General features: G+C 34.8%; 30 protein-coding genes and 2 pseudogenes. 12 read left to right on the forward strand and 20 right to left on the reverse strand.

Going from position 1 to position 26431, the window contains the following annotated elements; all coding sequences use genetic code 11:
* Positions 1 to 74 precede the first annotated feature (74 nt).
* A complete protein-coding gene (locus OPR46_RS03770; protein ID WP_265042809.1) occupies positions 75 to 1247 on the forward strand; it encodes a CCA tRNA nucleotidyltransferase in 1173 nt (390 codons plus the stop codon).
* A 105-nt stretch (positions 1248 to 1352) separates the two neighbouring features.
* On the opposite strand, the gene OPR46_RS03775 is transcribed toward OPR46_RS03770, so the two are convergent.
* The 4 genes from OPR46_RS03775 to OPR46_RS03790 all read right to left on the reverse strand — a co-directional run bounded on the left by OPR46_RS03775 (position 1353) and on the right by OPR46_RS03790 (position 3774).
* Positions 1353 to 1496, reverse strand: coding sequence for a hypothetical protein (locus OPR46_RS03775; protein WP_265042810.1), 144 nt, complete (start codon positions 1494 to 1496; stop codon positions 1353 to 1355).
* 32 nt (positions 1497 to 1528) lie between these two features.
* Positions 1529 to 2578 carry a hypothetical protein gene (locus tag OPR46_RS03780; RefSeq protein WP_265042811.1) on the reverse strand — a complete coding sequence of 350 codons (1050 nt, stop codon included), beginning with the start codon at positions 2576 to 2578 and terminating at the stop codon, positions 1529 to 1531.
* A 152-nt stretch (positions 2579 to 2730) separates the two neighbouring features.
* Positions 2731 to 3105 carry a hypothetical protein gene (locus OPR46_RS03785; RefSeq protein WP_265042812.1) on the reverse strand — a complete coding sequence of 125 codons (375 nt, stop codon included), beginning with the start codon at positions 3103 to 3105 and terminating at the stop codon, positions 2731 to 2733.
* Between the two features lie 135 nt (positions 3106 to 3240).
* A complete protein-coding gene (locus OPR46_RS03790) occupies positions 3241 to 3774 on the reverse strand; it encodes an HK97 family phage prohead protease (protein ID WP_265042813.1) in 534 nt (177 codons plus the stop codon).
* A gap of 567 nt (positions 3775 to 4341) precedes the next feature.
* Between OPR46_RS03790 and OPR46_RS07005 the strand changes: the two are divergent.
* The 3 genes and pseudogenes from OPR46_RS07005 to tatC all read left to right on the forward strand — a co-directional run.
* A pseudogene (locus OPR46_RS07005) lies at positions 4342 to 4422 on the forward strand (WPE palindromic element domain-containing protein); the annotation flags it as partial.
* Between the two features lie 603 nt (positions 4423 to 5025).
* Positions 5026 to 6123, forward strand: coding sequence for a type I glyceraldehyde-3-phosphate dehydrogenase (locus tag OPR46_RS03800; protein ID WP_265044079.1), 1098 nt, complete (start codon positions 5026 to 5028; stop codon positions 6121 to 6123).
* On the forward strand, positions 6120 to 6881 hold the full coding sequence (gene tatC, locus OPR46_RS03805) for a twin-arginine translocase subunit TatC (RefSeq protein WP_265042814.1): 762 nt from the start codon (positions 6120 to 6122) through the stop codon (positions 6879 to 6881). Before OPR46_RS03800 ends, tatC begins: the two co-directional genes overlap by 4 nt.
* A gap of 53 nt (positions 6882 to 6934) precedes the next feature.
* On the opposite strand, the gene OPR46_RS03810 is transcribed toward tatC, so the two are convergent.
* Positions 6935 to 7390 carry an arginine repressor gene (locus tag OPR46_RS03810; RefSeq protein WP_265042815.1) on the reverse strand — a complete coding sequence of 152 codons (456 nt, stop codon included), beginning with the start codon at positions 7388 to 7390 and terminating at the stop codon, positions 6935 to 6937.
* A 125-nt stretch (positions 7391 to 7515) separates the two neighbouring features.
* Here OPR46_RS03810 and OPR46_RS03815 point away from each other — a divergent pair, with 125 nt between their 5' ends.
* From OPR46_RS03815 to OPR46_RS03825, 3 genes are read left to right on the forward strand one after another with little or no spacing between them, the layout of a single operon-like run.
* On the forward strand, positions 7516 to 8250 hold the full coding sequence (locus OPR46_RS03815) for a substrate-binding periplasmic protein (RefSeq protein WP_265042817.1): 735 nt from the start codon (positions 7516 to 7518) through the stop codon (positions 8248 to 8250).
* Positions 8250 to 8897 (forward strand): amino acid ABC transporter permease, encoded by a 648-nt coding sequence (locus OPR46_RS03820; protein ID WP_265042818.1) that lies wholly within the window; start codon positions 8250 to 8252, stop codon positions 8895 to 8897. The genes OPR46_RS03815 and OPR46_RS03820 overlap by 1 nt, the downstream gene beginning before the upstream one ends.
* Positions 8881 to 9522, forward strand: coding sequence for an amino acid ABC transporter ATP-binding protein (locus tag OPR46_RS03825; protein WP_265042820.1), 642 nt, complete (start codon positions 8881 to 8883; stop codon positions 9520 to 9522). Before OPR46_RS03820 ends, OPR46_RS03825 begins: the two co-directional genes overlap by 17 nt.
* Before the next feature lie 390 nt (positions 9523 to 9912).
* On the opposite strand, the gene OPR46_RS03830 is transcribed toward OPR46_RS03825, so the two are convergent.
* Positions 9913 to 10305 (reverse strand): phage major capsid protein, encoded by a 393-nt coding sequence (locus OPR46_RS03830; RefSeq protein ID WP_320109351.1) that lies wholly within the window; start codon positions 10303 to 10305, stop codon positions 9913 to 9915.
* 86 nt (positions 10306 to 10391) lie between these two features.
* Here OPR46_RS03830 and OPR46_RS03835 point away from each other — a divergent pair, with 86 nt between their 5' ends.
* Positions 10392 to 10613 carry a hypothetical protein gene (locus tag OPR46_RS03835; protein WP_265042822.1) on the forward strand — a complete coding sequence of 74 codons (222 nt, stop codon included), beginning with the start codon at positions 10392 to 10394 and terminating at the stop codon, positions 10611 to 10613.
* 230 nt (positions 10614 to 10843) lie between these two features.
* On the opposite strand, the gene OPR46_RS03840 is transcribed toward OPR46_RS03835, so the two are convergent.
* The 8 genes and pseudogenes from OPR46_RS03840 to OPR46_RS03880 all read right to left on the reverse strand — a co-directional run bounded on the left by OPR46_RS03840 (position 10844) and on the right by OPR46_RS03880 (position 19297).
* On the reverse strand, positions 10844 to 11014 hold the full coding sequence (locus OPR46_RS03840) for a hypothetical protein (RefSeq protein ID WP_265042823.1): 171 nt from the start codon (positions 11012 to 11014) through the stop codon (positions 10844 to 10846).
* Positions 11015 to 11223: 209 nt separating this feature from the next.
* Complete coding sequence (locus tag OPR46_RS03845; protein WP_265042825.1) at positions 11224 to 11382, reverse strand: hypothetical protein; 159 nt, start codon at positions 11380 to 11382, stop codon at positions 11224 to 11226.
* Between the two features lie 38 nt (positions 11383 to 11420).
* On the reverse strand, positions 11421 to 11702 hold the full coding sequence (locus tag OPR46_RS03850) for a hypothetical protein (protein WP_265042826.1): 282 nt from the start codon (positions 11700 to 11702) through the stop codon (positions 11421 to 11423).
* A 49-nt stretch (positions 11703 to 11751) separates the two neighbouring features.
* Entirely contained in the window at positions 11752 to 12426 is a 675-nt protein-coding gene (gene pyrF / locus OPR46_RS03855) for an orotidine-5'-phosphate decarboxylase (RefSeq protein WP_265042827.1), read from the reverse strand.
* A 30-nt stretch (positions 12427 to 12456) separates the two neighbouring features.
* Positions 12457 to 13778 (reverse strand): annotated as a pseudogene (locus OPR46_RS03860) (hypothetical protein).
* A gap of 159 nt (positions 13779 to 13937) precedes the next feature.
* Positions 13938 to 15092, reverse strand: coding sequence for a coiled-coil domain-containing protein (locus tag OPR46_RS03870; RefSeq protein WP_265042834.1), 1155 nt, complete (start codon positions 15090 to 15092; stop codon positions 13938 to 13940).
* Between the two features lie 111 nt (positions 15093 to 15203).
* Positions 15204 to 16607, reverse strand: a complete 1404-nt coding sequence (locus tag OPR46_RS03875) for an AAA family ATPase (RefSeq protein ID WP_265042835.1) — start codon at positions 16605 to 16607, stop codon at positions 15204 to 15206.
* Positions 16608 to 16744: 137 nt separating this feature from the next.
* Positions 16745 to 19297: a valine--tRNA ligase gene (locus tag OPR46_RS03880; RefSeq protein ID WP_265042836.1), complete on the reverse strand. Its 2553-nt coding sequence runs from the start codon at positions 19295 to 19297 to the stop codon at positions 16745 to 16747.
* A 264-nt stretch (positions 19298 to 19561) separates the two neighbouring features.
* Between OPR46_RS03880 and OPR46_RS03885 the strand changes: the two genes are divergently transcribed.
* Positions 19562 to 20308, forward strand: a complete 747-nt coding sequence (locus OPR46_RS03885; protein WP_265042837.1) for a hypothetical protein — start codon at positions 19562 to 19564, stop codon at positions 20306 to 20308.
* Between the two features lie 40 nt (positions 20309 to 20348).
* Here OPR46_RS03885 and OPR46_RS03890 read toward each other — a convergent pair whose 3' ends face one another.
* Positions 20349 to 20864, reverse strand: a complete 516-nt coding sequence (locus OPR46_RS03890; RefSeq protein ID WP_265042838.1) for a gamma carbonic anhydrase family protein — start codon at positions 20862 to 20864, stop codon at positions 20349 to 20351.
* Between the two features lie 144 nt (positions 20865 to 21008).
* Here OPR46_RS03890 and secG point away from each other — a divergent pair, with 144 nt between their 5' ends.
* The 3 genes from secG to OPR46_RS03905 are packed head-to-tail and all read left to right on the forward strand — an operon-like array spanning position 21009 to position 23366.
* On the forward strand, positions 21009 to 21329 hold the full coding sequence (gene secG, locus OPR46_RS03895) for a preprotein translocase subunit SecG (RefSeq protein ID WP_265042839.1): 321 nt from the start codon (positions 21009 to 21011) through the stop codon (positions 21327 to 21329).
* Positions 21329 to 22933, forward strand: coding sequence for a CTP synthase (locus OPR46_RS03900; RefSeq protein WP_265042840.1), 1605 nt, complete (start codon positions 21329 to 21331; stop codon positions 22931 to 22933). The genes secG and OPR46_RS03900 overlap by 1 nt, the downstream gene beginning before the upstream one ends.
* A gap of 25 nt (positions 22934 to 22958) precedes the next feature.
* Positions 22959 to 23366: a nucleoside deaminase gene (locus tag OPR46_RS03905; RefSeq protein ID WP_209472967.1), complete on the forward strand. Its 408-nt coding sequence runs from the start codon at positions 22959 to 22961 to the stop codon at positions 23364 to 23366.
* A gap of 70 nt (positions 23367 to 23436) precedes the next feature.
* Here the strand turns inward: OPR46_RS03905 and OPR46_RS03910 are convergent, their stop codons facing one another.
* The 5 genes from OPR46_RS03910 to OPR46_RS03930 are packed head-to-tail and all read right to left on the reverse strand — an operon-like array spanning position 23437 to position 26400.
* Positions 23437 to 23640, reverse strand: a complete 204-nt coding sequence (locus OPR46_RS03910) for a hypothetical protein (protein WP_265042841.1) — start codon at positions 23638 to 23640, stop codon at positions 23437 to 23439.
* A gap of 32 nt (positions 23641 to 23672) precedes the next feature.
* Complete coding sequence (locus OPR46_RS03915) at positions 23673 to 23939, reverse strand: hypothetical protein (RefSeq protein ID WP_265042842.1); 267 nt, start codon at positions 23937 to 23939, stop codon at positions 23673 to 23675.
* Between the two features lie 51 nt (positions 23940 to 23990).
* Complete coding sequence (locus OPR46_RS03920) at positions 23991 to 24755, reverse strand: hypothetical protein (protein WP_265042843.1); 765 nt, start codon at positions 24753 to 24755, stop codon at positions 23991 to 23993.
* On the reverse strand, positions 24743 to 25696 hold the full coding sequence (locus OPR46_RS03925; RefSeq protein ID WP_265042844.1) for an ankyrin repeat domain-containing protein: 954 nt from the start codon (positions 25694 to 25696) through the stop codon (positions 24743 to 24745). Before OPR46_RS03925 ends, OPR46_RS03920 begins: the two co-directional genes overlap by 13 nt.
* Positions 25675 to 26400, reverse strand: coding sequence for an ankyrin repeat domain-containing protein (locus OPR46_RS03930; protein ID WP_265042845.1), 726 nt, complete (start codon positions 26398 to 26400; stop codon positions 25675 to 25677). Before OPR46_RS03930 ends, OPR46_RS03925 begins: the two co-directional genes overlap by 22 nt.
* Positions 26401 to 26431: the final 31 nt, after the last annotated feature.

The raw sequence follows: 26431 nt of genomic DNA on the forward strand, positions 1-26431 counted from the left end.
AGCCCTGTATATTTTTATATAGGGCTTTTGCAAGCATTTCATATAATATGAACTTGCAGTACGTACTAACCTAAATGCAAGTTGACCATGAGACTAGTTTAATTATTGATGCCATAGAGGAATTTGGTGGTGAGGCTAGGCTTGTCGGCGGGTGTGTGAGAGACTCAATTTTACAGCGTGATGTCCACGACATCGATTTAGCTACTAATTTGCTTCCCAATCAAACGATTAAAGCGCTAAAACTCCGTAATATTAAAACTATTCCAACTGGCTTAAAACATGGAACTATCACTGCGGTTCTAAATCAAAGATCTTTTGAGATCACAACACTAAGGCATGATGTGAAATGTGATGGTAGGCATGCAAAAGTAGAATTTACCAATAATTGGCAAGCGGATGCTTCAAGGCGCGACTTTACATTTAATGCTCTGTATGCAGATAAGCATGGCCATATATATGACTACTTTGGTGGTATAGAGGACTTAAAAGCGCGAAGGTTAAACTTTATAGGCAACGCTGAAGATAGAATTAAAGAAGACTATCTACGTATTTTAAGAGCATTTCGTTTTCATGCAAAAATATGTGTCGGAGATTTGAGTGATGAAATACTAAACGTATGCAAAAAGCATTCGCATATGATTCAAAACCTCTCTGGAGAGAGAATAAGAGATGAAATACTTAAATTGCTAGAGTGCAATGATCCTTTTCCAACACTTAAGAGCATGCAAGAATCTGATGTTTTGCAAAAGATTATCCCAAAAGAAGTAAAATGCGAAATTCTGTCTTCGTCACTTCTTTTCGGCACTGATGCACTAGTAAAATTAGCGTTACTCCTTAGGACCACCAAAAATGACAGGCTAAGTCTTGGAGAATATGTAAGTAAGTTTCTACGTCTTTCAAACAAGCAAAAGAAAAAGCTGTTATTTTTATTATCCAACGATATCAAAACAGAACTCTCAGAAAAAGAGCAAAAAAAATACATATCTTTATTTGGTAGAGAATTATATTGTGATTTAGTGAAAATTTGTGGTGTTGAGTCTGGAGAAAATGTTGATGAATACATTTCATTTGCTAACACATTCAATATTCCAAAATTTCCTTTATCTGGCGATGATTTAATAAGTATAGGTCACCAGCCAGGAAAAAGTTTAGGTAGAAACTTGGAATTGCTAAAACAACATTGGGAAGATAGCTCCTACACTTTAACAAAAGAGGAGCTGGTGCTTTATGCTAAGAGCCTATTCTAACTGCTTTCTGACTGTTCAATGAATGTATGCTTGCAATATTAGGGGAACTCATAGAGGAATTAGGTATATGTTCTTTTTTAGCTTTTTCTGTTAATTGATATTCGTTTACCCCTCCTTGAGTTTGATTACACATTCCCTGATCTGGAGATAAAATTTATCTCTTATGCTTAATGCCAGTTGTATAGCCTTTCTTATAATAGTCCGAATGCGATAAGATATGTGTTTATGGCTATAGCAGGCCAGTAGCATATTACGGTCTGTTCGGATTATTGTAAAAAGAGCTATAACTCTTGAATCTTATTTGAAAAACATTTCATTTTAGCCTCTGTTAATTTTCCTGTAACGATTTCTTTAAGCAATTCTCCTGAGTCGTTATTATTATTCTTGCTATTAAAGCTGTGCAAGATAGAGTCTACAATCTTATTTACCCCTTCTTGTTTGTTAAATTCTAATTTTTTTACGCATTTTCTAACAGAAGGTGACAACTTGGCTTTTAACGTGTCATCTCGTAGTTCTTTACCCATATTTTTTCCAATGTTACAATGTTCGTTGACAACTTCTTTAACCTTAGCTTCTATGATCTCCCTTGCGGATTGTTTCAAATTACTTTCTAATAATTCAAGCAGCTTACTGCTTTCAAATTTGCCATCATCTTGATTTGATAGAGACTTTATAGTTTCATTAAGCACGTTATGGCAAAAGTGTTTCTCTTTAAATTCAGGAAAACCTTTTTTTAACTCCTCGTTTTTCCCAGATAAAAAGTTATTGAGACCCTTATCCCTAGAAAGCTTATTGGGCAAGTTTCGTAATTTTGAAAGAGTTGATTTTGCAGTAGATACTGTACTCACTGCACCTGCCTTTTTAGCCAATTGACCTTCTTTTGCTTCCTGTAGTTTCTTAGTGTCAGCTTTCAATTGACCTTCTAAATCAATCTCCAATTGTTGTTTAGATTCTTGAACACTTTGTAATTGCTTCCCCAAGTTCTCCATTTCACCCAATTGAGCAGTCAATGTATTCACACTTAATCGTAGAGCTTTGTTTTCATGACCTAAGTCACTGACTTTATTTTCTAATTCAGTATTTTTGTCTTTAGCCTGACACAATTTATCAGTCTGTGATTTAAGTAAAGCCACTAATTTGCTAGCTTGCCATTGTTGATTCAATTCAATTAATTTATCCTCCTTGTCCTTTAACCTACTCTTAAGTTCTATTATTTGTGCTTGCAGACTTTCATTATCTTTCCTAGTAGCTTCAATTTCTTCTCCTTGCTCTCTTATTATCATGTATTGATCAAATATAGTTTTCTGTTGTTCATCAACTTTATCCTGCATTGCTTTTTTATCTTGTTTGTATTTGGTTAGTTCCTCTTCTCGTTCGCCTGCATCTTCTGTAAGTCCCTTATAACTCTTTTCAAGTCCTTCAATTGCAGATCGTAATTCTCTATTTTCTTCTTTTAAGGAAGCATTTTGTAAACGTTCAAGTTCTAATTCCTGATTATGCCCTCCAGCTGTTCTTCTAATGCTTCATCATCTTCCTCTGTTATCAATGCTACTCCATCAGTCTGAACCCCTCCATCTTTGTTTATCACTACACTTTGGCTCTCTTTCTCTACAACTTCAGGTTTTAAGTCAACTTGAACACTTCCATCTATTGTCTTAAAAGCATCAGTTTGAACTTCATTGTTTGCAGTAGTTTTATCGTAGTACAAAATATTTTCTGCCCATCTATTCCATCTCTTGGGCAATGTTCGTCCAATCGTTTTTAGATATAACCAAGCAAATACAGTAGACCAGCTGTATTTTTTTTCCTTTCGCTTAATATTAATTTCATAATTAACCTTATTATTAATATTTAGCATAAAATTACCTTATTTTTTAACTTTAATTTACAGAAAATTTTAATAGTAATAAAGTTATATATATTAGTATAAATGTTAAACAAATACTAACACAGGTGTCAAATTATGGTAAAGTCTTTGCCCGCCTAATACACTTTAAGCAGAAATGTACATGTCTGCAAGTACAGCATTTGCTTTTTCTATCGCTCTTGCTAACACTTCCTGTTCATTGTTCTGATTTTTCACATTGATTACCTGAGCAGCCAAGTTTGCAGGAAAAGTGACCAAACTGACTTCCCATAATTCCACTTGTTTTAACACTCTAGCTCCACTTTTATGATCAACATCATACTCTATAGGTATATAGCCGATGGAAAGTCCGTTAATTGCCCCAGTTTTGAGCATCAAATACACTTCTTCTGCTTTCTGAATACCCAAAAGTAAATGTGCAATTATATATAGACCAACATCATTTTCGTAAATATCTATGATACTACCTATAGGTTCGTCAGGATTATGCTGCCAAAGGAGTTTTATTTTATTTCTGTTTAAATTTTCCTTAAATGCTCCAGGCAATATCAGATCATTTTGTTTATCAACTATATTAAAAACGCTAGCATAACCAGAAAATACACCGTTTTCTCCTATGCTTTTTATTGACAATGGTGAATAGAGAAATGTCTTATTCATAAAGCCTCCTGTAGTATTGGGAATTTTGTTTCGCAATGCACTGCGATATAATTCTATTATATGCAGTGCTCTAAAAGGGGGAAGCACTTTTCTTAGTTACTAAAAACGCTAAATTGTAATATGGTACAATGTTACAACGATGTCATGAAAGTAGCTGAAACTGGTTCCTTTATGACGGCAGCGCCCCTATGATGTCATTCCAGTGCTCCTTTCTCGTCATCCCAGTGCTTGACACTGGGATGGCTTTGTTGCATCGCTAGCTATGATGGATTAAAGATAAAAAAGATAGGGAATATCAGTAGCTTATTATTCTGGTATTTATAACAAGAACGGTCAATGAATACCTAAATTTGAGTAAAAGAAATTTCACTACCATTTACCAATCCGGCTAAAATTCAAGAATTTCAATGCTTTAGCTATTTTCAATAGAATTAAATTTATTAATATAAATAACAAATTACTATTCTTAAATTTGATCAGATTGATTGCAAAAAAACAAGATTTTCAATAGGTTGCTTATAATCCTAACTATAGTTAGCCTTTCATAAGTAGCGATGCAACAAAGCCCACTGGGATCCAGAAGACTTAATTTCAACCAAGTGGCTGCATAATAAAGGCTGGATTCCAGTGTCAAGCACTGGAATGACATCACAGAGGCACTGACCTCTCTTGGGCTCTTTTAGCTATAAACATTAAGAAATTTACTAAATAAAAAAAAGGCAAAAGAAGCCCTGGGGTTATTATCTGCTTTAAAATATTGGCGTTTTTTATGTTTTAAACGCTTGACAAGGGAAATTCAGCTGCTTTTAATTGCAACTAACCTACGCTGCAAATGTTTAAGAAATTTACTAAGCAGAAAAAAAGACAAAGAATCCCCGAGTTAGCTAGTCTTTTACTATCTCTGTCGAGTATTGGCATTTTTTGATGTCTTGTAACGCTTTATAAGCGCGTTCAGCTTATTTAGATAAAAATCTAGATGTAGATGAAGTTTTGTAAAGACATACAGTATCTATATACTGCAAAAAATTAAACATAAGACGCCGATACATTAAGTAATCCTTACCTTTTAATCTGCAGATTGGCGAAAGCAAATACAATAGCTTCACTGCCGTGATAAAGGGGCTGGCGGAGTTTGTCAAGCAAGTTTTTAGCCCTGTCTCCTTGCTATAATGTTCATATCGATAGAAAAGCAAAAGAATAGAATGAAATATCAAGTGATATCCTCTATAATTAAATTTTTTGAATGAAGAGATGACGGTTCGCGTAGGAATTAATGGTCTGGGTAGAATAGGCAGAAGTGTATTGCGTGCTATTTATGAAATAGAAAAGTATAGTGAGCAAATAGAAGTTGTAGCTATCAATGGATCGCTCGGTGCTGAGCAGCATGCACATTTGATTAAATATGATTCTGTTCATGGCAAATTCAGTGGTGATATTGATTTTAATGAGTCTCAAAATTGGATTTCTATAAATGGCAAAAAGTTTTCTTTGTATAGAGAACGGAGCCCTGAAAATATTCCTTGGAATGTTGATGTAATACTTGAATGTACTGGTGCATTCAATAAACGTGAAGAAGCAATAAGGCACAATGCAGAGAAAGTAATTGTCTCTGCTCCAGTTCCGGATGCTGATGTCACTATAGTTTATAGTGTGAATAACGATATGCTCGAAAAAGAGCATAAAGTGATATCAGCAGGTTCTTGCACTACAAATTGCCTTGCTCTGATTGTGAAAGTCCTACATTCTAGTTTAGGTATAAAAAGCGGTTTTATGACTACTATACATGCCTACACGAATGATCAAAATGTTCTTGATGGTAATCATAAAGATTTGCGTAGAGCAAGGGCTTGCGGATTATCTATGGTGCCAACTACAACCGGGGCAGCAAAAACAATCGGTTCTGTAATTCCTGAATTAAAGGGAAAGCTAGATGGCACTGCCGTCAGAGTTCCGGTTAGCAATGTTTCTATGGTTGATTTTACATTTACGACTGATAAGAAAGCGACCGTTAAAGAAATCAATGAAATGTTTAAGGATGCAGCTCTCTCCTCTACGTCATTCCAGCGCGTGACGCTGGAATCTAATTTCTGGATCCCAGTGTCAGCTACTCGGATGACATCAGAGGGTACTAGGATGACAGAGGGTTATCCAATGTCAAATGTACTTTCTATATGCGAGGAACCTTTAGTCTCAATAGATTTTGTGCATAACCCTTATAGTGCAATTGTGGATTTAACTGGTACATATGTTACAGGTGATATATGCAGGGTTGCAGCGTGGTATGACAATGAGTGGGCTTTTTCGCTGAGAATGTTAGACATAGCATTATTGAGCTATAGTAAAGTGTGAACTGGAACTCAAGCAAATACGCCTCATTTTATGAGCACTTTGCGGAACTCAGAAAAAGAGTTATCTTTTGCTTTTTATTTTTTTGCGTTGCTTTTGGTTTTTGTTATTACTTTAAGGAAAATATATACCGTTTTTTACTCGCACCTTTAATAGAAGCAACAAAAGGTAGCGAAGGTTTTTCTTTAATTTACACAGACTTAACAGAGGCATTTTTTGTGTATCTCCAAGTTGCAATAATGAGCGCACTTTTGTTTTCTTTTCCTGTGTTTGCATGGCAATTTTATATGTTCTTAGCACCTGGGTTATATAAAAGTGAAAGGGCAGTGTTGTTGCCATACTTGATTGCAACACCGGTTTTATTTGTAACGGGAGCTACTGTAGTCTATTACTATATATTTCCTTTAGCCTGGAAGTTTTTCATCACTTTTGAACATAGTGGGAAATCTTTCGGTATACCAATAGAGTTTATGCCATCAGTTAGGGAATATTTAGACCTCGTTCTCCAATTTATGTTTGCTTTTGGCACTGCATTTCAAATTCCAGTAATACTCACATTAATGGTGAGAGTAGGGTTACTCACTACACAAAGTTTGTCAAATAAACGCAGAATTGCGATAGTGGTAATTTTTATTATCGCTGCAATCTTAACTCCACCTGATGTATTAAGCCAAGTAGGGCTTGCAATACCTATGCTGATTCTATATGAATTGTCCATTCTGATATGTAGGTATATTGAAAAAAAGAAGACAAAGATTTAAACAAAGAAATCCCTCTTATCTCCTTTATATCACATTTTTAACTTACAACATTCTTATTCAGGACTTAAATATGGAAATGTTTTATAAATTGATTGTAATACTTTGTTAAGTTCAGCCTTACTTTTGATGATCAATAATACTGTATCATCACCTGCTATAGTTCCTATAATTCCTATGTTTTTGCTATTATTTAATGAATAAATAACATACTTCTGATCTAGAAAGTAAGCTAGGCTGCTAGCTTGTCCTGGTTGAGTGTGTAGTACTATTAAACCAAAATCCGAAATTTGCATATTAAGTATTAATGGTAATCGATATTGGTTGATGTCAATTACTTTATACATACCAGCAACTTTGGCAATTTTAAGTTTTTTTAATTTTCTTGATAAAGTAGCCTGAGGAATGTTGTGCCCTCTTTCTTTAAGCAAGGTCTGTAAATCGCTCTGCTCTAAAATTTCGTGATTTTGAATAATATTTAAAATATGTTCACCTAGTGTGTTGTCATGCATTATGCATTTTCCTCATATTGAATATGTAATAAGTATATTTGAAATTATATTCATTATTTCTTGACTATTCAATTTTTAACGTCTATATTCATAAGATGAATAAAATATGAATATAAATTAGTAATATGAAAAAATATATTTTAAATGCTATTATAGTGATAAGTATTCTATTAACAGGATGCAAGGAAAATAAACACGATAATATCATTAGATTTGCAATTTCTGCAGATTATCCACCTTTTGAATATTATGAAAATGGTAAATTTACTGGCTTTGACATTGAGCTTGCTCAATTAGTAGCAAAAGAGTTAGGTAAAGAAGCAATGTTTAAAGATATGCAGTTTAGTGCTATATTTGCAGCATTACAAAGTAATTCTGTAGATGCTGCTATATCTACTATTGGTAGCACAGAAGAGCGTGAAAAAAATTTTGATTTTTCAAATAGTTATTATACAGGGGAATTTGGTATTCTATATCACAAAAATAAACCCATAGCCGGTATAAACAACTTAACTCACAAGAAGATAGCCGTTCAACTAGGAACTGTCATGGAAATTTGGCTAAAAGAGCATGTTCCTACAACAGCTCAAATTATTGCTATGGACAATAATAATCAAGCTGTAGAAACATTAAAGTCTGGTCATGTTGATGGCGTCCTAATCGATGGATTCCAAGGTAAAGTATTTAGCAAAAAAAATCCTGGTCTATCATGGTCAGCCATCGCTAAGTCAGATAATGGTTATTCTATTGCTGTGAATAAAGGATCTAATTTAAAGGATAAAATAAACGAGGCGTTAAAAAGTTTAGAAAGTAAAGGTGTAATACAAAAGATAGCAGAAAAATGGCTAGGAGATAACTGATGCAAGAATTAATTTCTAATTTCTTGTTTGTTGGAACAGGCCTTGCCTTTACTTTAAAATTATTGATTGGAGGACTGCTTTTAGGTGTGAGTCTAGGGGGATTATTGTCAGTACTCAGATATAATAAGATCTGTATTCCATTAATTAATGGAATTATATCTGTAATACGTGGCACCCCCCTTATATTACAGTTAAGTGTTGTTTATTTTATGACCCCAACCATTGCAGGAATTAAATTAAACATATTTAGTGCTGGCATTATAGCATTTGGTCTAAATAGCTGTGCTTATATTGCTGAGATTTTACGAGCTGGTATTGAAACTATATCAAAAAACCAGTTTGAAGCAGCTAAAACTTTACAAATACCTAGTTTCTATATGTGGAGAGATATTATATTACCACAAGTTATTAAAAATATTCTTCCTGCAATGATAAATGAGATCATTGCACTTCTTAAAGAAACGGCATTAATCTCTACTATTGGTGGTGTTGATATTATGCGCTCTGCGCAAATGCTTGCAGCAGAACAATTTACTTATTTTATACCACTTTGTCTTGCTGGGGCTTATTATTACGCTCTTGTATTACTAATTGAATATATAGGCAAAAAGATTGAACGGAAAGGTATATATGATAAAAATGCATAATGTTTGTAAATTATTTAATAATATTCCAGTACTTAATAATATTAACCTGATTATAGAGCAATCTATAGTTGGTCTTGCTGGTCCTTCTGGTAGTGGTAAATCAACATTGTTACGTTGTATACAAAAACTCGAAGTTTTAGATTCTGGTAGCATTGAATGCAATGATAGTACTGGTTTTGTATTTCAGGATTTTCAACTTTTCTCACATATGACTGTCTGGGAAAATCTTACATATGCTCCCAAACTTAAAAACAAAACTCAGGATCAAAGTGATTCACTACTTGAGTCTTTGGGTATTGCCTCTAAAAAAAATGATTACCCTAGTAATCTATCCGGTGGGCAAAAACAGCGGGTTGCGCTTGCCAGAAGCTTAATGATGAATCCAAGGATTCTATTATGCGATGAGCCAACGTCTGGTTTAGATGTAGCAACAATAGTCGACGTTGTGGAACTATTAAAATCAGTTAGAGATATGGGTATTACTATGATTATTGCTTCTCACAATTTGGATTTTTTAACAAAAATATCAGATCGGATTATTCTGTTAAAAAACGGAAAAATAATTGTAGATATCAATCCTAAAGAAATTGATGAACCAACAAACTATTTAAAAAATAATTATTAAAAGAGAATCACTCATATCATACTGAGAGCTATAACAGATTTTAGCATCGAAAATTACATAATGTATATTATGTAAAACAAAATTACATAATGTAAGAAGCAATGCTAAAAATAAAATCACATAATATAGCAAACTATAGCTAACCCAAGAAAGGTTTTCCTACGTCATACCGCCGCGATATCTCAGCATAGATTCCGCTAACAAGTAGCGGAATGACGAATTTTTGTTTTTCAAACTGTCGGTAAATCTAAGTCAGTTTAGCTATATGTGTCAAGCACTGGGATGACACCCTCCTGATGGGCCAAAATCACAATGTTCGTACAGTTATGGAATGAATCGCGGTATGACGTGTTGCTTTGATCAGCTATAAAGATGATGCTGCGGAAGTTTTTAGTACTTGCTCGCAACTTTCAACAATTTAATAGCACTGGTGTTTACAACCTCTCCGCCGACACGCTTAGTGACAAAAAACCTCACATAAGGTTTATTCGTATAAGGGTCTCTTAATATTCTCATTCCTCTGTTATCTACAATCTTATAAGCTTGTTTGAAATCTGCCATCGCAATTACTGGTAGCTGATTGTTTGGCGCTGGTGGCATATCGGCAGATTGATATACTGGTATTCCCATTAAAGTATCTGGAGCTTCAAGCGACAGACTTGGTTGCCAGAGATACTGACCTGTTTGAGATTTTAGCAGCCTGATATCCTTCAACGTACTCCTGTTCATCAAAAATGACGCATTTTTGGAATAATATTCGTCCAGAGAGTAATACAACATCATTATTGAATCACTATCTAATTTTTCAGTTTTAACTTGCTCTATTTTATTATATAGCTCTTTTTACAATAATCCGAACAGACCGTAATATGCTACTGGCCTGCTATAGCCATAAACACATATCTTATCGCATTCGGACTATTATAAGAAAGGCTATACCTTTAGCTCATCAGCTCAGTGATAAGCAAAATTTCTGGATTCCAGTGTCAAGCACTGGAATGACATCATCTGTTGTGCAATTTACCTTTAAAAATGAATATCCGTACAGTTATATGCTTGGCACTGAAATGGCATCATTTTTTATCTGTTGAAAATGTAAACCGAAAAATAGCGTGGCACTTTGTGCCACGCTTAGTACTGTAAGCTTAATCCAGTAATTAAATTAAGCGAGGTAGAATAAAAGATAATGACACTATATAATGTTCGTTCTTTTATGTCAAGCACTTTTTTGAATTTTTTTGGTGATAATTTTTATCCAGTTATTTTATTATTGTAGTATAATTTCAATGCCAGATACTATCATTATGATCACTATCTAAATTTAAATCGTAATTATCATCTTATATATCCCCTCCATCTCTTCTCTATGCAATTCATGTGAATCACCTAAAGCTTTTTGATTAGAAACGTCAACACAATACTGTAACAGTGCTCTTAATGCTCCAGCACTATCTTGATCTAAATTAAAATTGCTAAAATCAAATTTCTGCATATTCTCCACATGTCCTTCTCTACATAACCTACATATCTTAGCAAAAGCCCTTTCACTTTCTCGACTCCAAGCATTAAGAAAGTAAGGATCTACTACTTTGCTAAATTGTTTCTCTATCTCTTCAAGAGAGCTCTCTGGATTAAGTTCTAATATTACTTTGAAAATCCCACTGCCATGGAATCTATAAAATTTACTAGATAAGCTATCTTTTACAAAATTATAGCCTTTCTTATAATAGTCCGAATGCGATAAGATATGTGTTTATGGCTATAGCAGGCCAGTAGCATATTACGGTCTGTTCGGATTATTGTAAAAAGAGCTATAACTGCATCATCTATTGTAACACCAGAGCGAGATTCAAATATCATCTCAAATGCTCCATAACAACTATCAATACCAAAATTAATTATTTTTCCATAAAATCAATTACCTCTTCTAAGGAAATTTGTGGCTTATTCCTCAAGATAACTTCTAAACTCTTGACAAAATTATGCCCATGCTGACCCATAGCATGGGTTTTCCCATTTATTGTATAATGATATAGCTTCTTATTTTCTATTATATGCTTATTGCACTGGTAGATATGTAGCTTATTCAATTTGCCAGAATATTTCTCTATTTCCTTATCTGGTAATTTTGAGCGGAATTCCTTGATTACTTCGCGTATTATTCTATTGATATTACTCATGCTTATTCCTAATTAATATGTTAGTATTTTTATAAATTAAGTTATTATATTAAAATTCTTTCATGGATTTCAATATTAGCTCCGCACTACTTGTAGTTTTTGTAATGGGTCTGCCAATGACGATATAATCAGCTCCTGAATTTATTGCTTCTTTTGGTGTTGCTGTTCTTTTTTGGTCGTCATGACCTGGATCTATACGAATTCCTGGAGTAATAATTTTAAAGTCTTCACCGCATTCTCGGCGCACTTCTTGAGCTTCTAGTGCAGAACAGACTATTCCATGGAGTCCAATCTTTTTTGCAAGCTTTGCAAGCAAAATTACCTGTGATTTTGCCTCTCTTGCTACTCCAAGCTCGTTTAAATCCTCATTGTTCATACTAGTTAGCACTGTCACTCCAATCAGCTTTATTTTTGTGCCTTGCACTACACTTAGCGCTTCTTCAAGCATTTTTGTTCCACCGCTGATGTGCAGAGTTAACATTTCAATGTTCAGAACTTTTATTACTTCAACTGTTTTGGCTACAGTGTTTGGAATGTCATGCAATTTCAGATCTAAAAAAATTGGTACATTGCATTTTGCAACTTCTTGCACTCCAGAAAGACCTTGAGCAGCAAAAAATTCTAATCCCAGCTTTACCATGCCAACTTTACCACGCAGAGCATTAGCTAGAGAAATAGCCTTATTTAAGTCTTGTGTATCCAGTGCGCATATTATTGGGTTCATTATCTTGCATGATTTATCTTATAATAAGACTCATTGTTGTGTTTTGCAAATACTTTCACTCTGATTGAACTGACTGCGTTCATAAGATTCTGTCAATAGTGAATTTGGCAACTTGGTCGGGGTGGATGAGCGACTGACAAATAATGATTCATATCCAAGATCTTCCAGCGAAGAAGAAGGCGTTTCGTCTGGCAAAAGCCGTGCAATTTCTCCTTGTAACGCAGACTTTAATATTTGAATCGTATCTAATATTGCTTTTCCATCATTATTTCTTATTGGTTCTTCTATATTGTCTGTTACGCATCTTATCAACAGTTGCGCAAAATTCACTTGTTTTTCTTTCTCTTTCAAAAAATCTTCTATTTGACTGTCTCGTTCTAAAAGTAAATTTCTTAAACTTTTTACTTCATTATTACAATCTTTTCTTATCCCATCTAACTCAAAAGATTGATTTTTAATTAAACCATTTGCTTCATCTAACTCTTCAAATTTCTCTTTTAATTCTTTAGATAAATTTTTCTTTTCTTTGTTGACCTCTTTAATTTTACATTGTAGCTTACCTAAGTTTGCATGCAGCCTTTCTTGTTCTTCACGTAATTCCTCTACTTCTTTAGAAAGTTTATTTTTTTCCTTATTCAATGCCTCTACTTTTTCACTAAGTTCATGTTTTTCCTCACGTAGTGCCTTTTGTACTTCACGTAACGTTTCTATTCTATCATTTAACCCCTTATTCTCTAGCTCTAAATGTTTATTATCATCCACTTCCATCTTCAGCTTTGCAATAAATCTACTTCTTTCTTCCAACTGTTTCTTCAAACATGAGATTTCAAGTTTTAATTTCTCTTCCTGCTCATTAAGCTTACCTATTTCCTTTCTTGTTTTGTCCAATTCATTGTCTATTTCAAACGTACGATTCTTTGCTGTTTCTAATTTTTTCTCTAAAGATTCTTTTTCTTTAAGAAAAGATTTTCTCTCAGCTTCTGACTCATTTACTTTCTGATTCAATTTTTTTGCTCTCTTGTCTAAATTTTGCTTCTCTCTAGTTAATTCATGTAATTGATCTTCACTTCTTTGTTTGCAGCTTCTTCAGCTTCCTTTCCTAGAGTTATTTTATTTTCCAACTCTTGCTCTTTCTGAGCGAATTTATTTCTCTCAACCTCTATTTTTTTATTATTACTAATTATTTTATACGAAAGTGCAAGCACCAAAACAGATAATGTAGCTAAAGCAAGAATTAGAGGAAGAGGCACATTAGAAGTTACAATAAGCGCTAAAGATGTAAGTAACGTAAGAGTAGCTAAGGAACTAGCTATAAAATAAAATGTGTTAGCCTCACTAAGCAAATTGCTCATTACTCCCCTCCTCCCCCCACGTTCAGCAGTCTTGTATATATTTATTAAAATTCTCTTATCTGTGGAGGAATTATAGTGCTGCACCTACAACAAACTTCCCATCTTCAGTCTGCTAGCTAAAAATGGCTAAGGTTTTATGTATCCAGTGTACAACTGTACTCAAAATGTGTGGCAGCTGTTGGTCGGGGTAGAACATACACTGGTATATCCAGGATCTTCCACAAATGAAGGAACAGACGTTTCGCCTGGCAAATATTTTGCAGCTTCTTCTACTAACATAGAATTTGTTGCTTGAATCACTTGTAATATTACTTTTTTATCATCATCTCTGATCACTTCACTTTCCCTTACTAATTTTTCTACCCCATCTGTTACATATTCTATCATCCGTTGCAAAAAAAGCACTTCTTCTTTTTTCTTTTCCAATAAAACTTTTTGAAGTTGTTCTATTTGAGAGGATTGCTTCAAAAGTGAACTGTTTAATTCTTTCACCTTATTATCGCGATCATCATTCACTGTTGTTAATGTGTTATCAGATTCTTTCTCTTCTTTTTGTAAAGATAATGACTCCTTTTCCAGCTCCTTAATTTTAGATAAGTACTCTTTCTCCTTTGTACACAATTTATCAACTTTACTTTCAAGATCAGTGCGCTTTTGACGTTCATCACTAACTTTACCTTCTAATTCTTTCTTTTCCTTTTCCGACTGGCATAACTTCTTCTCTAATTCTTTTATGTCGCTTTCTGAGCTCTCATGTTGTTCTTCCGATTCTAAAGTTTTTAATTGTTTTACTTCTTCTACTTCTACTTTTTTTCTTAACATAGTTAATTGAGTATGCAGAGAAGAAGCTTCCCTACTTTTATGTTCTAATTCCAATTCTAATTCATCTTCATATTCCAATCTTAAGCGTAACTCATCTTCATATTCTGACTTTAAACATAACTTATTCTTTTCACTTTCTAATTTGCATTGATACAATTCCTCCACTAAAGAATCTACTCTTTCATTCAATCTTGTATTTTCATCACGTAACTCTTGGTGTTCAAGAGAAAGCATCTCCTCCTTATGTTCTAACTGACCTTTTACTTTTGCTTCCAATTCTACATTTTTATCACGTAAATCTTTGTTCTTATTATTACGAATTATTTTATATAAAAGTGCAAGCACCAAAACAGATAATGTAGCTAAAGCAAGAATTAGAGGAAGAGGCACATTAGAAGTTACAATAAGCGCTAAAGATGTAAGTAACGTAAGAGTAGCTAAGGAACTAGCTATAAAATAAAATGTGTTAGCCTCACTAAGCAAATTGCTCATTACTCCCCTCCTCCCCCACGTTCAGCAGTCTTGTATATATTTATTAAAATTCTCTTATCTGTGGAGGAATTATAGTGCTGCACCTACAACAAACTTCCCATCTTCAGTCTGCTAGCTAAAAATGGCTAAGGTTTTATGTATCCAGTGTACAACTGTACTCAAAATGTGTGGCAGCTGTTGGTCGGGGTGGAACATACTGGTATATCCAGAATCACATAAAGCGTCATTCAGCTTATGTGATGGTCTGGATATGTATTGCTGTGATTCTCCTATAGAATTTTCAATTTTCCCGTTAGTCTGCTTATTCGACACCTTTTTAATATTATGAGTCTTCTTAAAACTTCGACAAATAACCGCAATCTTAGTATTGTTAAGTACTTTACTTCCACAATCTTCTATTTCCTTTAATAAACTAATCAGATTTGCTGGTGAAAAATACTCATTTATTATTTTTTTACGTGTGTCTGTGTCTAATGTAGGAATCTTAATGTGTATGGACAAACTACCTCCCCTAATAAGTGCCCTATCTAAAACACCTAAGTGATTAGTTGCAGCAATCACCGTCACACCTTTTCTAGATTCAAATCCATCCAATTCAGCTAATAAATTATTTAAAGATTCTACATTATTATCACTGCGTATTTTGCCAATGCTATCAATTTCATCTATAAAAACTATACAAGGAGTGTTTTTTTTTGCTTTCTCAAAAACCTTATTTATATTTGACACATTAAGCAAATCAGATCCAGAAACACTTATAAATGCAGATTTGAATCTAGTTTCACTTGCAATCGCCTTAGCAGTCATAGTCTTACCAGTTCCTGGTGGACCATACAAAATGTATCCTTCTCCATTTTCTAGAGCATCTGGTTCATAAATCATCATCAACTTTTGTTTTATATTGTTTGGAAGTATAACATCATCAAATGTTATCTTTCCTCTTTCTTCATCTTTTTCATAAAACTTCATCCGCAGCTCTTCTTTTACTTCAACTTTCTTTATGAGACTACTAAGCCTTTCTTCTAATTCCTCTTTTGTTATGAGACTACCAATTAGCTTTTCCATTTCATTGCTAAGCCTCTTATTTAGCTCTTCCATTTCACCTTTTGTTGTAGCATTATTAGCTTGCTTTGAAATTTCATCTAATCTTGCCGTGAAACTACTAATTAGCTCTTCCACTTCATCTTTTTTTGCAGCACTACCAATTAGCTTTACAATTTCATTGTATTGACTACTAAGCCTCTTATTTAGCTCTTTTAGCTTTTTGATTTGAGGCTCTAAGCTTTGTATTATATTTTCTTGCTCTTTAGCTAATCCATTTTTTTCATTAGGTTCTGCTTTTTGTGCATCAAGCTTTTTATTCTGGCTGATCATTTTACATGAAAGTGCAAGCACCAAAATAGAAAGTATAGATAAACTCAAAGCAACAGGAAGAGCTACATTAAAGGCTGCAATTGGAGATAAGAATGCAACATAAGGAGCAACAGCGAGTGTCCCAGATGCAAGCAATGCCAAAGTAGCAAAAGCACCAGCTATAAGATATGGTGCATTATTTTTATTATATAGATTTCCTACTATCGTTCCCTCATAAGTAAAGCTATCGTTATGGTAATACTCAAATTAAAGGAAGTCAAACTAATTTCACATAAAAATCAATATAAATCTATATTCACTATGTATTTCTCGTCTTCAGTTTCAAGCTCAGACTGCATCCACTCTATCGTTTCCGCATTGCAAACTGCCTGCAAATCATCCTGTGCGGATTGATTCAATTTGTCCTCTCGTAGATCTGCTTTTATCATCAACTTTTTTATCAGATGCTTAACTGATACATTATTATCTGCCTTTATCTTTCTGATAATGTTTAATATCTGAATAACATTATCTCCCATTTCCTCTGAATATTTATCGTAGATAAGTTCTTCTTTGCTCGGCCAATTACTTTGATTGTGTACAGAATTATAACTATACAATTGGTGGTATATCTCTTCTGTAATGTAAGGCAAGAAAGGTGCAAATAACCGCAAAATAATATTCAGTACATACGCCAAGCTTTGTTTTGCACTTAAACTGCTTCCGTACGCACGTTTTTTTACTAACTCCAAGTAACTATCACAAAAATCCTTCCAAAAAAATTCCTCTATTACGCCCAAAGCTTCGCAGTATTCAAATTGTAATAGGTTGTTCGTTGCTCTTTCTATAACTTTGTATAACTTAGACAATATCCACTTATCCATTGTCTCGTGAGCAGAATTTATGCTCATCACTTGATGCTTTTCCATGAACATGGAAACGAACTTGCTAGCGTTCCAAAGTTTTGTAACGAGGCGCTTGCCAATTTTGAATGTATTTTCAGAGTAGACTGTATCAACTCCAAGCCTTGAGTTCGCTGCCCAATAGCGCACTACATCAGCTCCATAAGTTTTAAGTATTACATGAGGAGTAATGATGTTACCCTTTGATTTACTCATCTTTTTCTTATCATCTGCTAAACACCAACCGCTGATCATAATGTTTTTCCAAGGTAAAGAATTTGCATGATAATGTGCCTTTAAAATAGTATAAAAAGCCCAAGTTCTTATTATCTCATGGCTCTGGCTGCGCAGATCTGCAGGAAATATCGTATCATAGCGATGATTTGGTAAGCTAAACTCACTGTTTACTGCTAGTGCACTTAGTTGAGGAGTAATTGAACTTGTGGCCCAGGTATCCATTACATCTTGATCTGGGATAATCTCTTCTTTGCTATACCCTTTTGGCAAATCTTTGAGTGGATCAATAGGTAGGGCCTTTATTTCAGCTAGAATAATTTTACCTTCTTCTCCCTTACGTTTAGAATACCACGCTGGAAATGGCACACCAAAATAGCGCTGCCTTGAGATGCACCAGTCCCAATTTAGCCCTTCTATCCACACTTCCATACGTTTACGCATATTGCTTGGGTGCCAATTGCATTCTTTTACTTTATCTAATACTTGAGCTTTTTGCTCTAAGATCTTGATAAACCATTGATAAGTAGGTAATATCTCAAGTGGTGCACCAGATCTTTCTGCGCACTTAACAGAATGAGAAATGCTAGTGCTTTCTATCAAAAGTCCTTTTTTAGTTAGGATTTCGATCATCCTCTTTCTTGCTGCTGTAACTTTCAATCCATTTATTTCATTTAGTATATCGTCTGTCATCCGAGTAGCTGACACTGGGATCCATTCTTCTTTTTTCTGACCATACGCTGACATGATATCTTCCTCTGTCATCGCTGGCATTGGCTCTTTTTCCTGGATTCCAGTGTCAAGCACTGGAATGACATCATCTAGGTCCATCCTTCCATCCTGATCGATGATAATTTTCATCGGTAGATTATGCTTTTGCTGCCAATATATGTCGAGTTCATCACCGAATGTACAACACATAACAAGCCCGGTGCCTTTATCTATTTTAACCTTATCATCTGCTATTATTGGAACTTTCTCCTCTGTTATTGGCACTACCGCTGTTTTTCCGATCAGATGAGTGTAGCGCGTATCCTCTGGATGACAAAAAACTGCAACGCATGCTGGAAGTAGTTCAGGTCGCGTAGTTGCAATATTGATCTGCTCATTTTCTTGAGTAGAGAAAACTATCGTGTTTAAGGATGACTCAAAAACTTTATCTTCTATTTCTGCTTGCGCAATTGCTGTTTTATCAACCGGGTCCCAAAGGATGGGCTGCATTTTTCTATATGCATACCCTTTATTATATAGATCAATAAACGACATCTGTGAAAGCGTCACAGTTTCCTTGCTGATCGTGTGATATTCCAAATCCCAGTCATAACTAATGCCGACCGATTTAAATAGTTCCTTGAATTCTTGCTTTGATTTTTCAATAACCTCATGGCACATCTCTATAAATTTTTCTCTGCCAACTTCTTTTGCACGGGTTTTATAGGTTTGTTCAACCAATCTTTCGGTGGGAAGCCCGTTATCATCAAACCCAATCGGATAGAAAACATCTTTTCCCAGCATGCGTTGAAACCTTGCAATAAAGTCCGTGTGGCAATAGCTAAATATATGGCCAATATGGAGTTTTCCTGATATTGTTGGTGGAGGTGTGTCTATAGTGAAAGTGTTATCCTTTTCACCATTCCATTTATAAACTTTACTACCTTCCCATAATATGTTGCATTTGTCTTCAACTTCTTTAAAGCCGTATTTTTCTTTTAACATAAATATTTCTCAATTTTAAACCTTAAGCTAGCAACGTTATACCTCCGCGGTATCTCTAGATCCCGCTAACAAGCAGCGGAATGACGATGGTCGGTAAACCTAAATTACTTTAGCTATAGCACAATTAAGTAAATACGGCAATTTTACGCCAAAATTTTTTGTTTGCGAACATAAATTTTCTATGCTATGATAAAAATATTACTTGACCTTGGGTTCTAAGGGTATTGTGTAATGTTAATTTAATTATATATATTGAGGTTTAATATGTTGGACTCGAATAAAAATCAAAATTCTTCACCTGAAGTACTTGCTGAACAAACTGAAGGTACGGCAACTGAGGCAACCAAAGCAGTGTTGGATGGTAGAGCAGCAGAAGAAACATCAGAAAATGAAGATGATCGAAGACTTGATTTTAATAGTAGCACGTCATCAAGTAAAGGTCTTATTAGTGAGCAAGAAGGTGTTACTACGTCAAAAAAAGGAAAACAAAAAAAATCAGCAGGTGAAAAACTACAACTGAGTAAGCAGAAGTTAAAAGAGAAAGACGAGGAAACAAAAGCATTAAAAGCTCAACAAAATACACAAGAAGTTACAGACTTAGATCAACAATTAGCAGATCGAGAGAAAGAAATAGCACAACTAAAACAACAACAGCCAAATGCTGAAGTTGACAAGCTGAGGGCAGACTTAACAGCTAAAGAGAAAGAAGTTCACAAGCCAAAGAAGGAAAATAAAGAATTAGAAGCTGAAAACAAAAAAATTCAACAACTAAAACAAGGCAATGCAGCACGGTACACCACTGCTGTTGGTATGGGTCTTGCTGTTGGATTGGTAGCATTTACTGCACTTGAACGTACAGTTAAGTTAGAGATGTTAGTAATGATTGGTATAGCAGTAGCATCTGCACTCGTAGCCGGTGGTATTACATATGCAGTATTACCTAGTACTCAAGTAGATGGGGCAAAAGCACAAGAAGTAAATGAGATGGGAAAAAGAAGTAACAAGGGTTAAGCCGAAATGTACGTGTCAAGTGTTTTACTTGACACGAACTTCAGTTTTTATATTCCTTCATTAGCATAATATAGTTTTGTGCTGATTGTGTAATATGTTTAATTTCTTCATTCGACATCTTTTTGAAGAACTTTGCTGGCCTGCCAGCCCATATTTCCCCACTTTTTATTACTTTTCCATGTGTCACTAGCGAGCCAGCAGCTACCATAGCTTCAGACTCCACAACTGCATGGTCCATCACGGTAGAGCCCATACCAATAAACGCTTTATCATGCACCGTGCATGCGTGCAACACACAAAAATGTCCCTCTGTTACCATGCTGCCAATAATTGTGTCACCACCTGGGTTTCTATCCACATGAATTACCGTTCCATCTTGAATATTTGTTCCATTACCTATTTTTATTGATCCAACGTCCCCTCTGATTACACAATTAAACCAGATGCTTGCATCTCTTCCTATTTCAACCTTGCCTATGATATGCGAACCACCTGCGATGAAAGCACTTTCGTCTATTTTTGGTTCATAATCTTTGTATTTTAAAATGTGATACATATTAAACCCAAAGTCTTATGCATATGTTAATCAAAATAAGGTAAGCAGTAAATACATACTTAGATTTCAAACTACTTGGGTGACAGATGTTCTTGACTTACGTGCTTTGTACTGCTAAGATTTTTATTTTCAGCCCTATCTATAATGTCAGTAGCGGTATTAAGTATATTGCAAATAATATTGGTTGTTGTGTTAGTAATTTTAGTGCTCTTGCAGCCGCCTGGAAGTAGTTCGTTAAGTGGTTTTAGTAATACACAACAGGGGGTCAATTCGATGATTCCGGTGAAATCTTCTGAAAACCCGCTCAGCAGAATAACGGCTATTGTTGCTGGATTGTTTATTATAAACACATTGCTATTGTCAGGATTATATTCAAAAGACGTACATAAAAAATCGATTGCAGAGAAAATTATATTAGAAAAAAAGCAAGAAAGTGAACCTACTTCTGTTCCATTTGAAAATTAATGAAGGAAGCTAAATTTATCTTTGTTACAGGTGGAGTTGTATCGTCGCTTGGTAAAGGCTTAGTCGCTTCAAGCGTTGGTGCTCTTCTTCAAGCTCATGGTTTTAAGATCCGTATCAGAAAACTTGACCCGTATCTCAACATTGATCCTGGGACAATGAACCCAACTCAGCACGGAGAAGTATTTGTTACCGAAGATGGTGCTGAAACTGATTTGGATCTTGGGCATTATGAGCGTTTTACTGGAATTAAAGCAACAAAAGATGACAATATAACAACTGGTAAGATATATCATGAGTTATTGAAGAAAGAGAGGCGTGGTGATTATCTGGGCAAAACTGTGCAAGTCATTCCTCATGTAACAGATTTGATCAAATCGTTCATTTTTAATGGTACGGAAGGTTTAGATTTTGTAATATGTGAAATAGGTGGAACTGTAGGTGACATTGAAAGCCAACCATTTTTGGAGGCTATACGCCAAGTTAACTACACATTAGGAAAACAAAGAGTTATCCTTATTCACTTAACTTTAATACCATATCTTACCGCAGCGCAAGAATTAAAGACAAAGCCAACTCAGCATTCAGTTCGAGAGTTAAATTCCGCGGGGTTACAACCAGATATTATATTATGCCGCAGTGAGAAAGAAATTTTCGATAATCAAAGAGAGAAAATAGCTAAGCTTTGCAATGTTTCTTTATCCAATGTGATACCTGCCCCTGATGTGAGTCATATATATGAGTTACCGGTGTTGTATAGCCAATGTGGGCTTGATACGCAAATTTTGGAGCACTTTCATTTAAGTAAGCCAAAACCAAGCTTGACTGAATGGGATCAAATAGTGCATTCCATAAGGCACCCAACACAGGAAGTTACTGTATCTATAGTGGGAAAATACACCGAATTCCCTGATGCGTATAAATCACTAGTTGAAGCATTAAATCATGGTGCGATTAGTAATAAAGTCAAAGTAAGGATAAATTGGGTTAACTCAAGAGAGAAGGAAGAAAAACCTATAAATGAAAAACTTATAGGAGAGAAATTACAGAATTCTCATGCAATCCTTGTTCCAGGGGGGTTTGGTGATGACGGAGTAGAGGGTAAAATATTAGCAATAAATTATGCCCGTACAAATAATATCCCATTTTTCGGAATTTGCCTTGGTATGCAGCTTGCAATTATTGAATTTGCTCGTAATGTTGTTAAGCTTGAAGATGTACACTCTGAAGAATTTCGTAACTGTAAACATCCAATCGTTAAGTTAGCTGGCGATCAAGATGACGATCTTGGTGGAACCATGAGACTTGGGGCATACAAATGTAATATAAATGCAAACTCTAAAATGATGGATGCATATAGTAACACTACTATTTCAGAAAGACACAGACATAGATACATAATCAATTCAGATTATAAAGATGATTTGGAAAAAAATTGGCTGCTATGCAGTGGCATATCAGAAGATGGAACGTGCATAGAGGCAGTGGAGTTAGAGAGTCATTCGTGGTTTATTGGTGTGCAGTTTCATCCAGAGTTTCAATCAAAGCCGTTTTCTCCTCATCCTCTTTTCGTGTCGTTCGTTAAAGCAGCAATTGATAAGAAATAAGTGCCTAGTGTTTAAGTATCAATATATGGAGCTTGCCATAGAGCAAGCCAAACTCGCTCAAAAAAATGATGAGGTGCCCATAGGTGCTGTAATAGTGAGTGGAGACAATATCATTTCTTCTGCACACAATATATCCAGCGATCCAACTGCACATGCAGAGATGTTAGCGATCAGACAAGCATTTTCAACTCCCACGCTTTGTGATGCTGATATGTACGTAACATTAGAACCATGTCCGATGTGTGCTCAAGCCATTTCCTTTGCCAGAATTAAACGATTGTACTTTGGAGCTTATAATCCAAAAGGTGGAGGAATTGAAAATGGTGCTAAGATATTTCAATTTTGCAGCCATATACCTGAAGTTTATGGTGGGATATTAGAAACAGAATGCTCTTTTTTGTTAAAGGATTTTTTTGAGAAATTGAGAACATAGTTTAAGTCTATCAATTGTCATTTGCTTGCTTATCTCTGAAACTATCTTCACTTTTTTCCATATAGCCACTCTAGTCTAACTGTGCAGATCGATTTGCTGCCACGTGCGTAATAAGTACAACATTAGAGTTGCTAGATAAATTATTATTAGTACCAGCTTCAGCGGCCAAATAACGACCATCTTCAGTACATGTGAGTATATAATTTATAGCCTTTCTTATAATAGTCCGAATGCGATAAGATATGTGTTTATGGCTATAGCAGGCCAGTAGCATATTACGGTCTGTTCGGATTATTGTAAAAAGAGCTATAATAGTGTTGCGGCTGCTTCCCTATCATTCAGTTTTGGGTCCAAACAATAATCTATCAATTTACTAATTGACTGTTTATTTGTAACTCGACCCTCAAACTCCCTGAGAGATCCTACTCTCTCTTCTCCTAAGTTTATAACGAATTGCTGCGTTTCTTCAGGTGTAAGTTTACCTACTCTGTAATCTAACTCATTTGCGGTTCTTGCACGTTCTACTTCTTCGTGTCCATAGCAGCCTAATAGGTTACTTATTGCCTGTACCATACCATTTAGACTATTTGCAAGTTCTACTCCTAATATCCTATACAATGACTCTTATACCGATGTCGTATAAACTTCATCAATCACTTCTTTCAGGCAGACCAGAGTATAGATTATAAATTTTCTTTCTTCTCTTGATTCTGATAGGCTCTTTAAAATATCAGTAAGAGTTGGTACTATAACATTCCGCACAACTTCTTGATTTCTTATTAAGTTTGGTACTGTATTTTTTAATACCTTAGCCCACTGCTTATCTTCAGGCAATTTTCTTTCACTTATGGCAGTTAAAATTGTACTTCTAAGAGTTGGATCAGTTATTGCCTGAAAAATAGCATATGATACTTCCAATGATAAATGGTAAACAAGCGATAATAGATGTAAATTGGAAATAGGAATGCTGGAGCGTATCTTTAGAACATCTTTAACAGCAGCATAGAATTTCTTTAAAGTACTAGAATCTCTAGCACCTTGAAGTTCTTCAAAATTACTTGACTTATTAATGAAATTTTCTTGTATATTTTGAAATCTTGCTTCAATTAATTCCTTTTTGGATGTCATTTTTTTAGCTACACTTTCAGTCTTTTCCTTTACTTCCAGGTATAGTGCACCTGCTTCTGCTCCTCTTTCTGCTATAGTTGATAACCCGCTAAACAAATCATTAGCTGCTTCTTCTAGACTTATATTAAATACAGCATTATTAACAATTACCTCGTGTTTGCGTTCCCCTTTTACTTTTTTATATAATACAAACAGAGACATAGATGCTATTGCAGTCAAAAAGAAGGTCACAGCTACTATTACTAACACTAGCGGAGACATTTTATAGCCTTTCTTATAATAGTCCGAATGCGATAAGATATGTGTTTATGGCTATAGCAGGCCAGTAGCATATTACGGTCTGTTCGGATTATTGTAAAAAGAGCTATAATTAGAGTAAACGTGGCTGCAGCTCCCATACCAAGCAAAAACATCGCTACACATCCAACCGCTACTTGGAAATACAACTTACAGTTTTTCTTATTATTTGAAATGTTTGCGTTATTTGGAATGTCTGCTCTGTTTCGTAAAAGAAACCCGATACCTTCTATATCTCGATTCTGAAGAGCTTGTATCAGTAAAGATGACCCATTATGCGAAACATTTGCTCCTAGATCTATACAAGATTGAGCACTATCAAATAATTTATTGTTGAAAAAATACTCCAATAGTGTTTCACCAGAAGGCAATTTGAAATTTTTTACTAACTGCATGTTTTCACTCTGATCACCTCTTTCTATATATAGCTTGAATAAATAAACAGCTTCCCTAGGAGCTATTCTTGCGTGAAAAGCATATTCAAATGCTGTAAGGTTATCATGATTTTTGATATAGAGATCTGCACCATTCTTAAGAAAATCATAAAAAGTAGCGTTATCTGTATAGGTTTCATCACATTCAATTAAGCGCTGCTTAATAAAATTGACAACAGCGTAGTGTAGTGAGCTATTTCCATTATTATCTGGTATATTAACGTTAACTCTTTGTTTTATGAGATATTTTGCATGGCCCAACTTATCTTGAATAATTGCATTTAGTAATAACGTTCTTCCTTCAGCATCTTGAGAATTTACTCCTTCATGTGCTCCCCTTTCAAGCAATAGCACAGCATTTTCAACATCACCTTTTTCAGCTGCAACACTCAGTAGGGCTTGATCACCTTTATTAACATTAATGTTAGCACCATTTTTTAGCAACCAATCTATAACCTCTTCTTTTCGCATCTGTCCTCAATCTCTAATGCTTTTGTAAGCACATCAAAGCAGTAGTTATGGTCAGAAACAAGTTTATTTAAATCTAATTCCCCTATATTAAGGTTGCGTGAGTATAAAAACCTTTCACTATGTTGTGCTCCATATTTTTGCAGCAAGCTATACATTTCACTGCCATATTGAGCATAATCCAAAGCAGTACAACCATCATTATCCTTAGCATTTACTTCTATTTTTTGATATAACATAGACAATGGCAAAAACCTTGCTACCAGGTACTGAGACACTTCTTTTTCATTAGCTTCTAAAAACAACTCAACAACTTTTCCATTTTCATTCCTAACAGATCTATGCAGTACAGTACGATCGCTAGCATCTATAGTATCAATCCTACTGCCATTGCTTATTAATGAACTTATAACTTTTGATGAGCATTTTTTTTCTATAGCAACGTCTAGAATAGTTTTGCCATTTTTTGTAGCATTTATATCTAAATCTTCCTTGATAAGCTGCTTAATTCTGTTTTCCCTATCGGTGCTGTTTTTTATTCTCAACACATCTTCAAAGTACTCAAAATCAGACCACGCATCACACAATGCTTCATTTTCTACTGATTTTTGTATTCTTTCTGAGTAAGCAATATCTGAATGAACAGCATTTCCTGCTTGTTCACATACTATATTAATTCTATTATTATTTTCTGTATTTGTTGCCATATACCCTCCATAAAGCCTAACTTACGTCATA

The organism is Wolbachia endosymbiont (group A) of Scambus nigricans, assembly GCF_947251485.1.
GTDB classification, from domain to species: domain Bacteria; phylum Pseudomonadota; class Alphaproteobacteria; order Rickettsiales; family Anaplasmataceae; genus Wolbachia; species Wolbachia pipientis.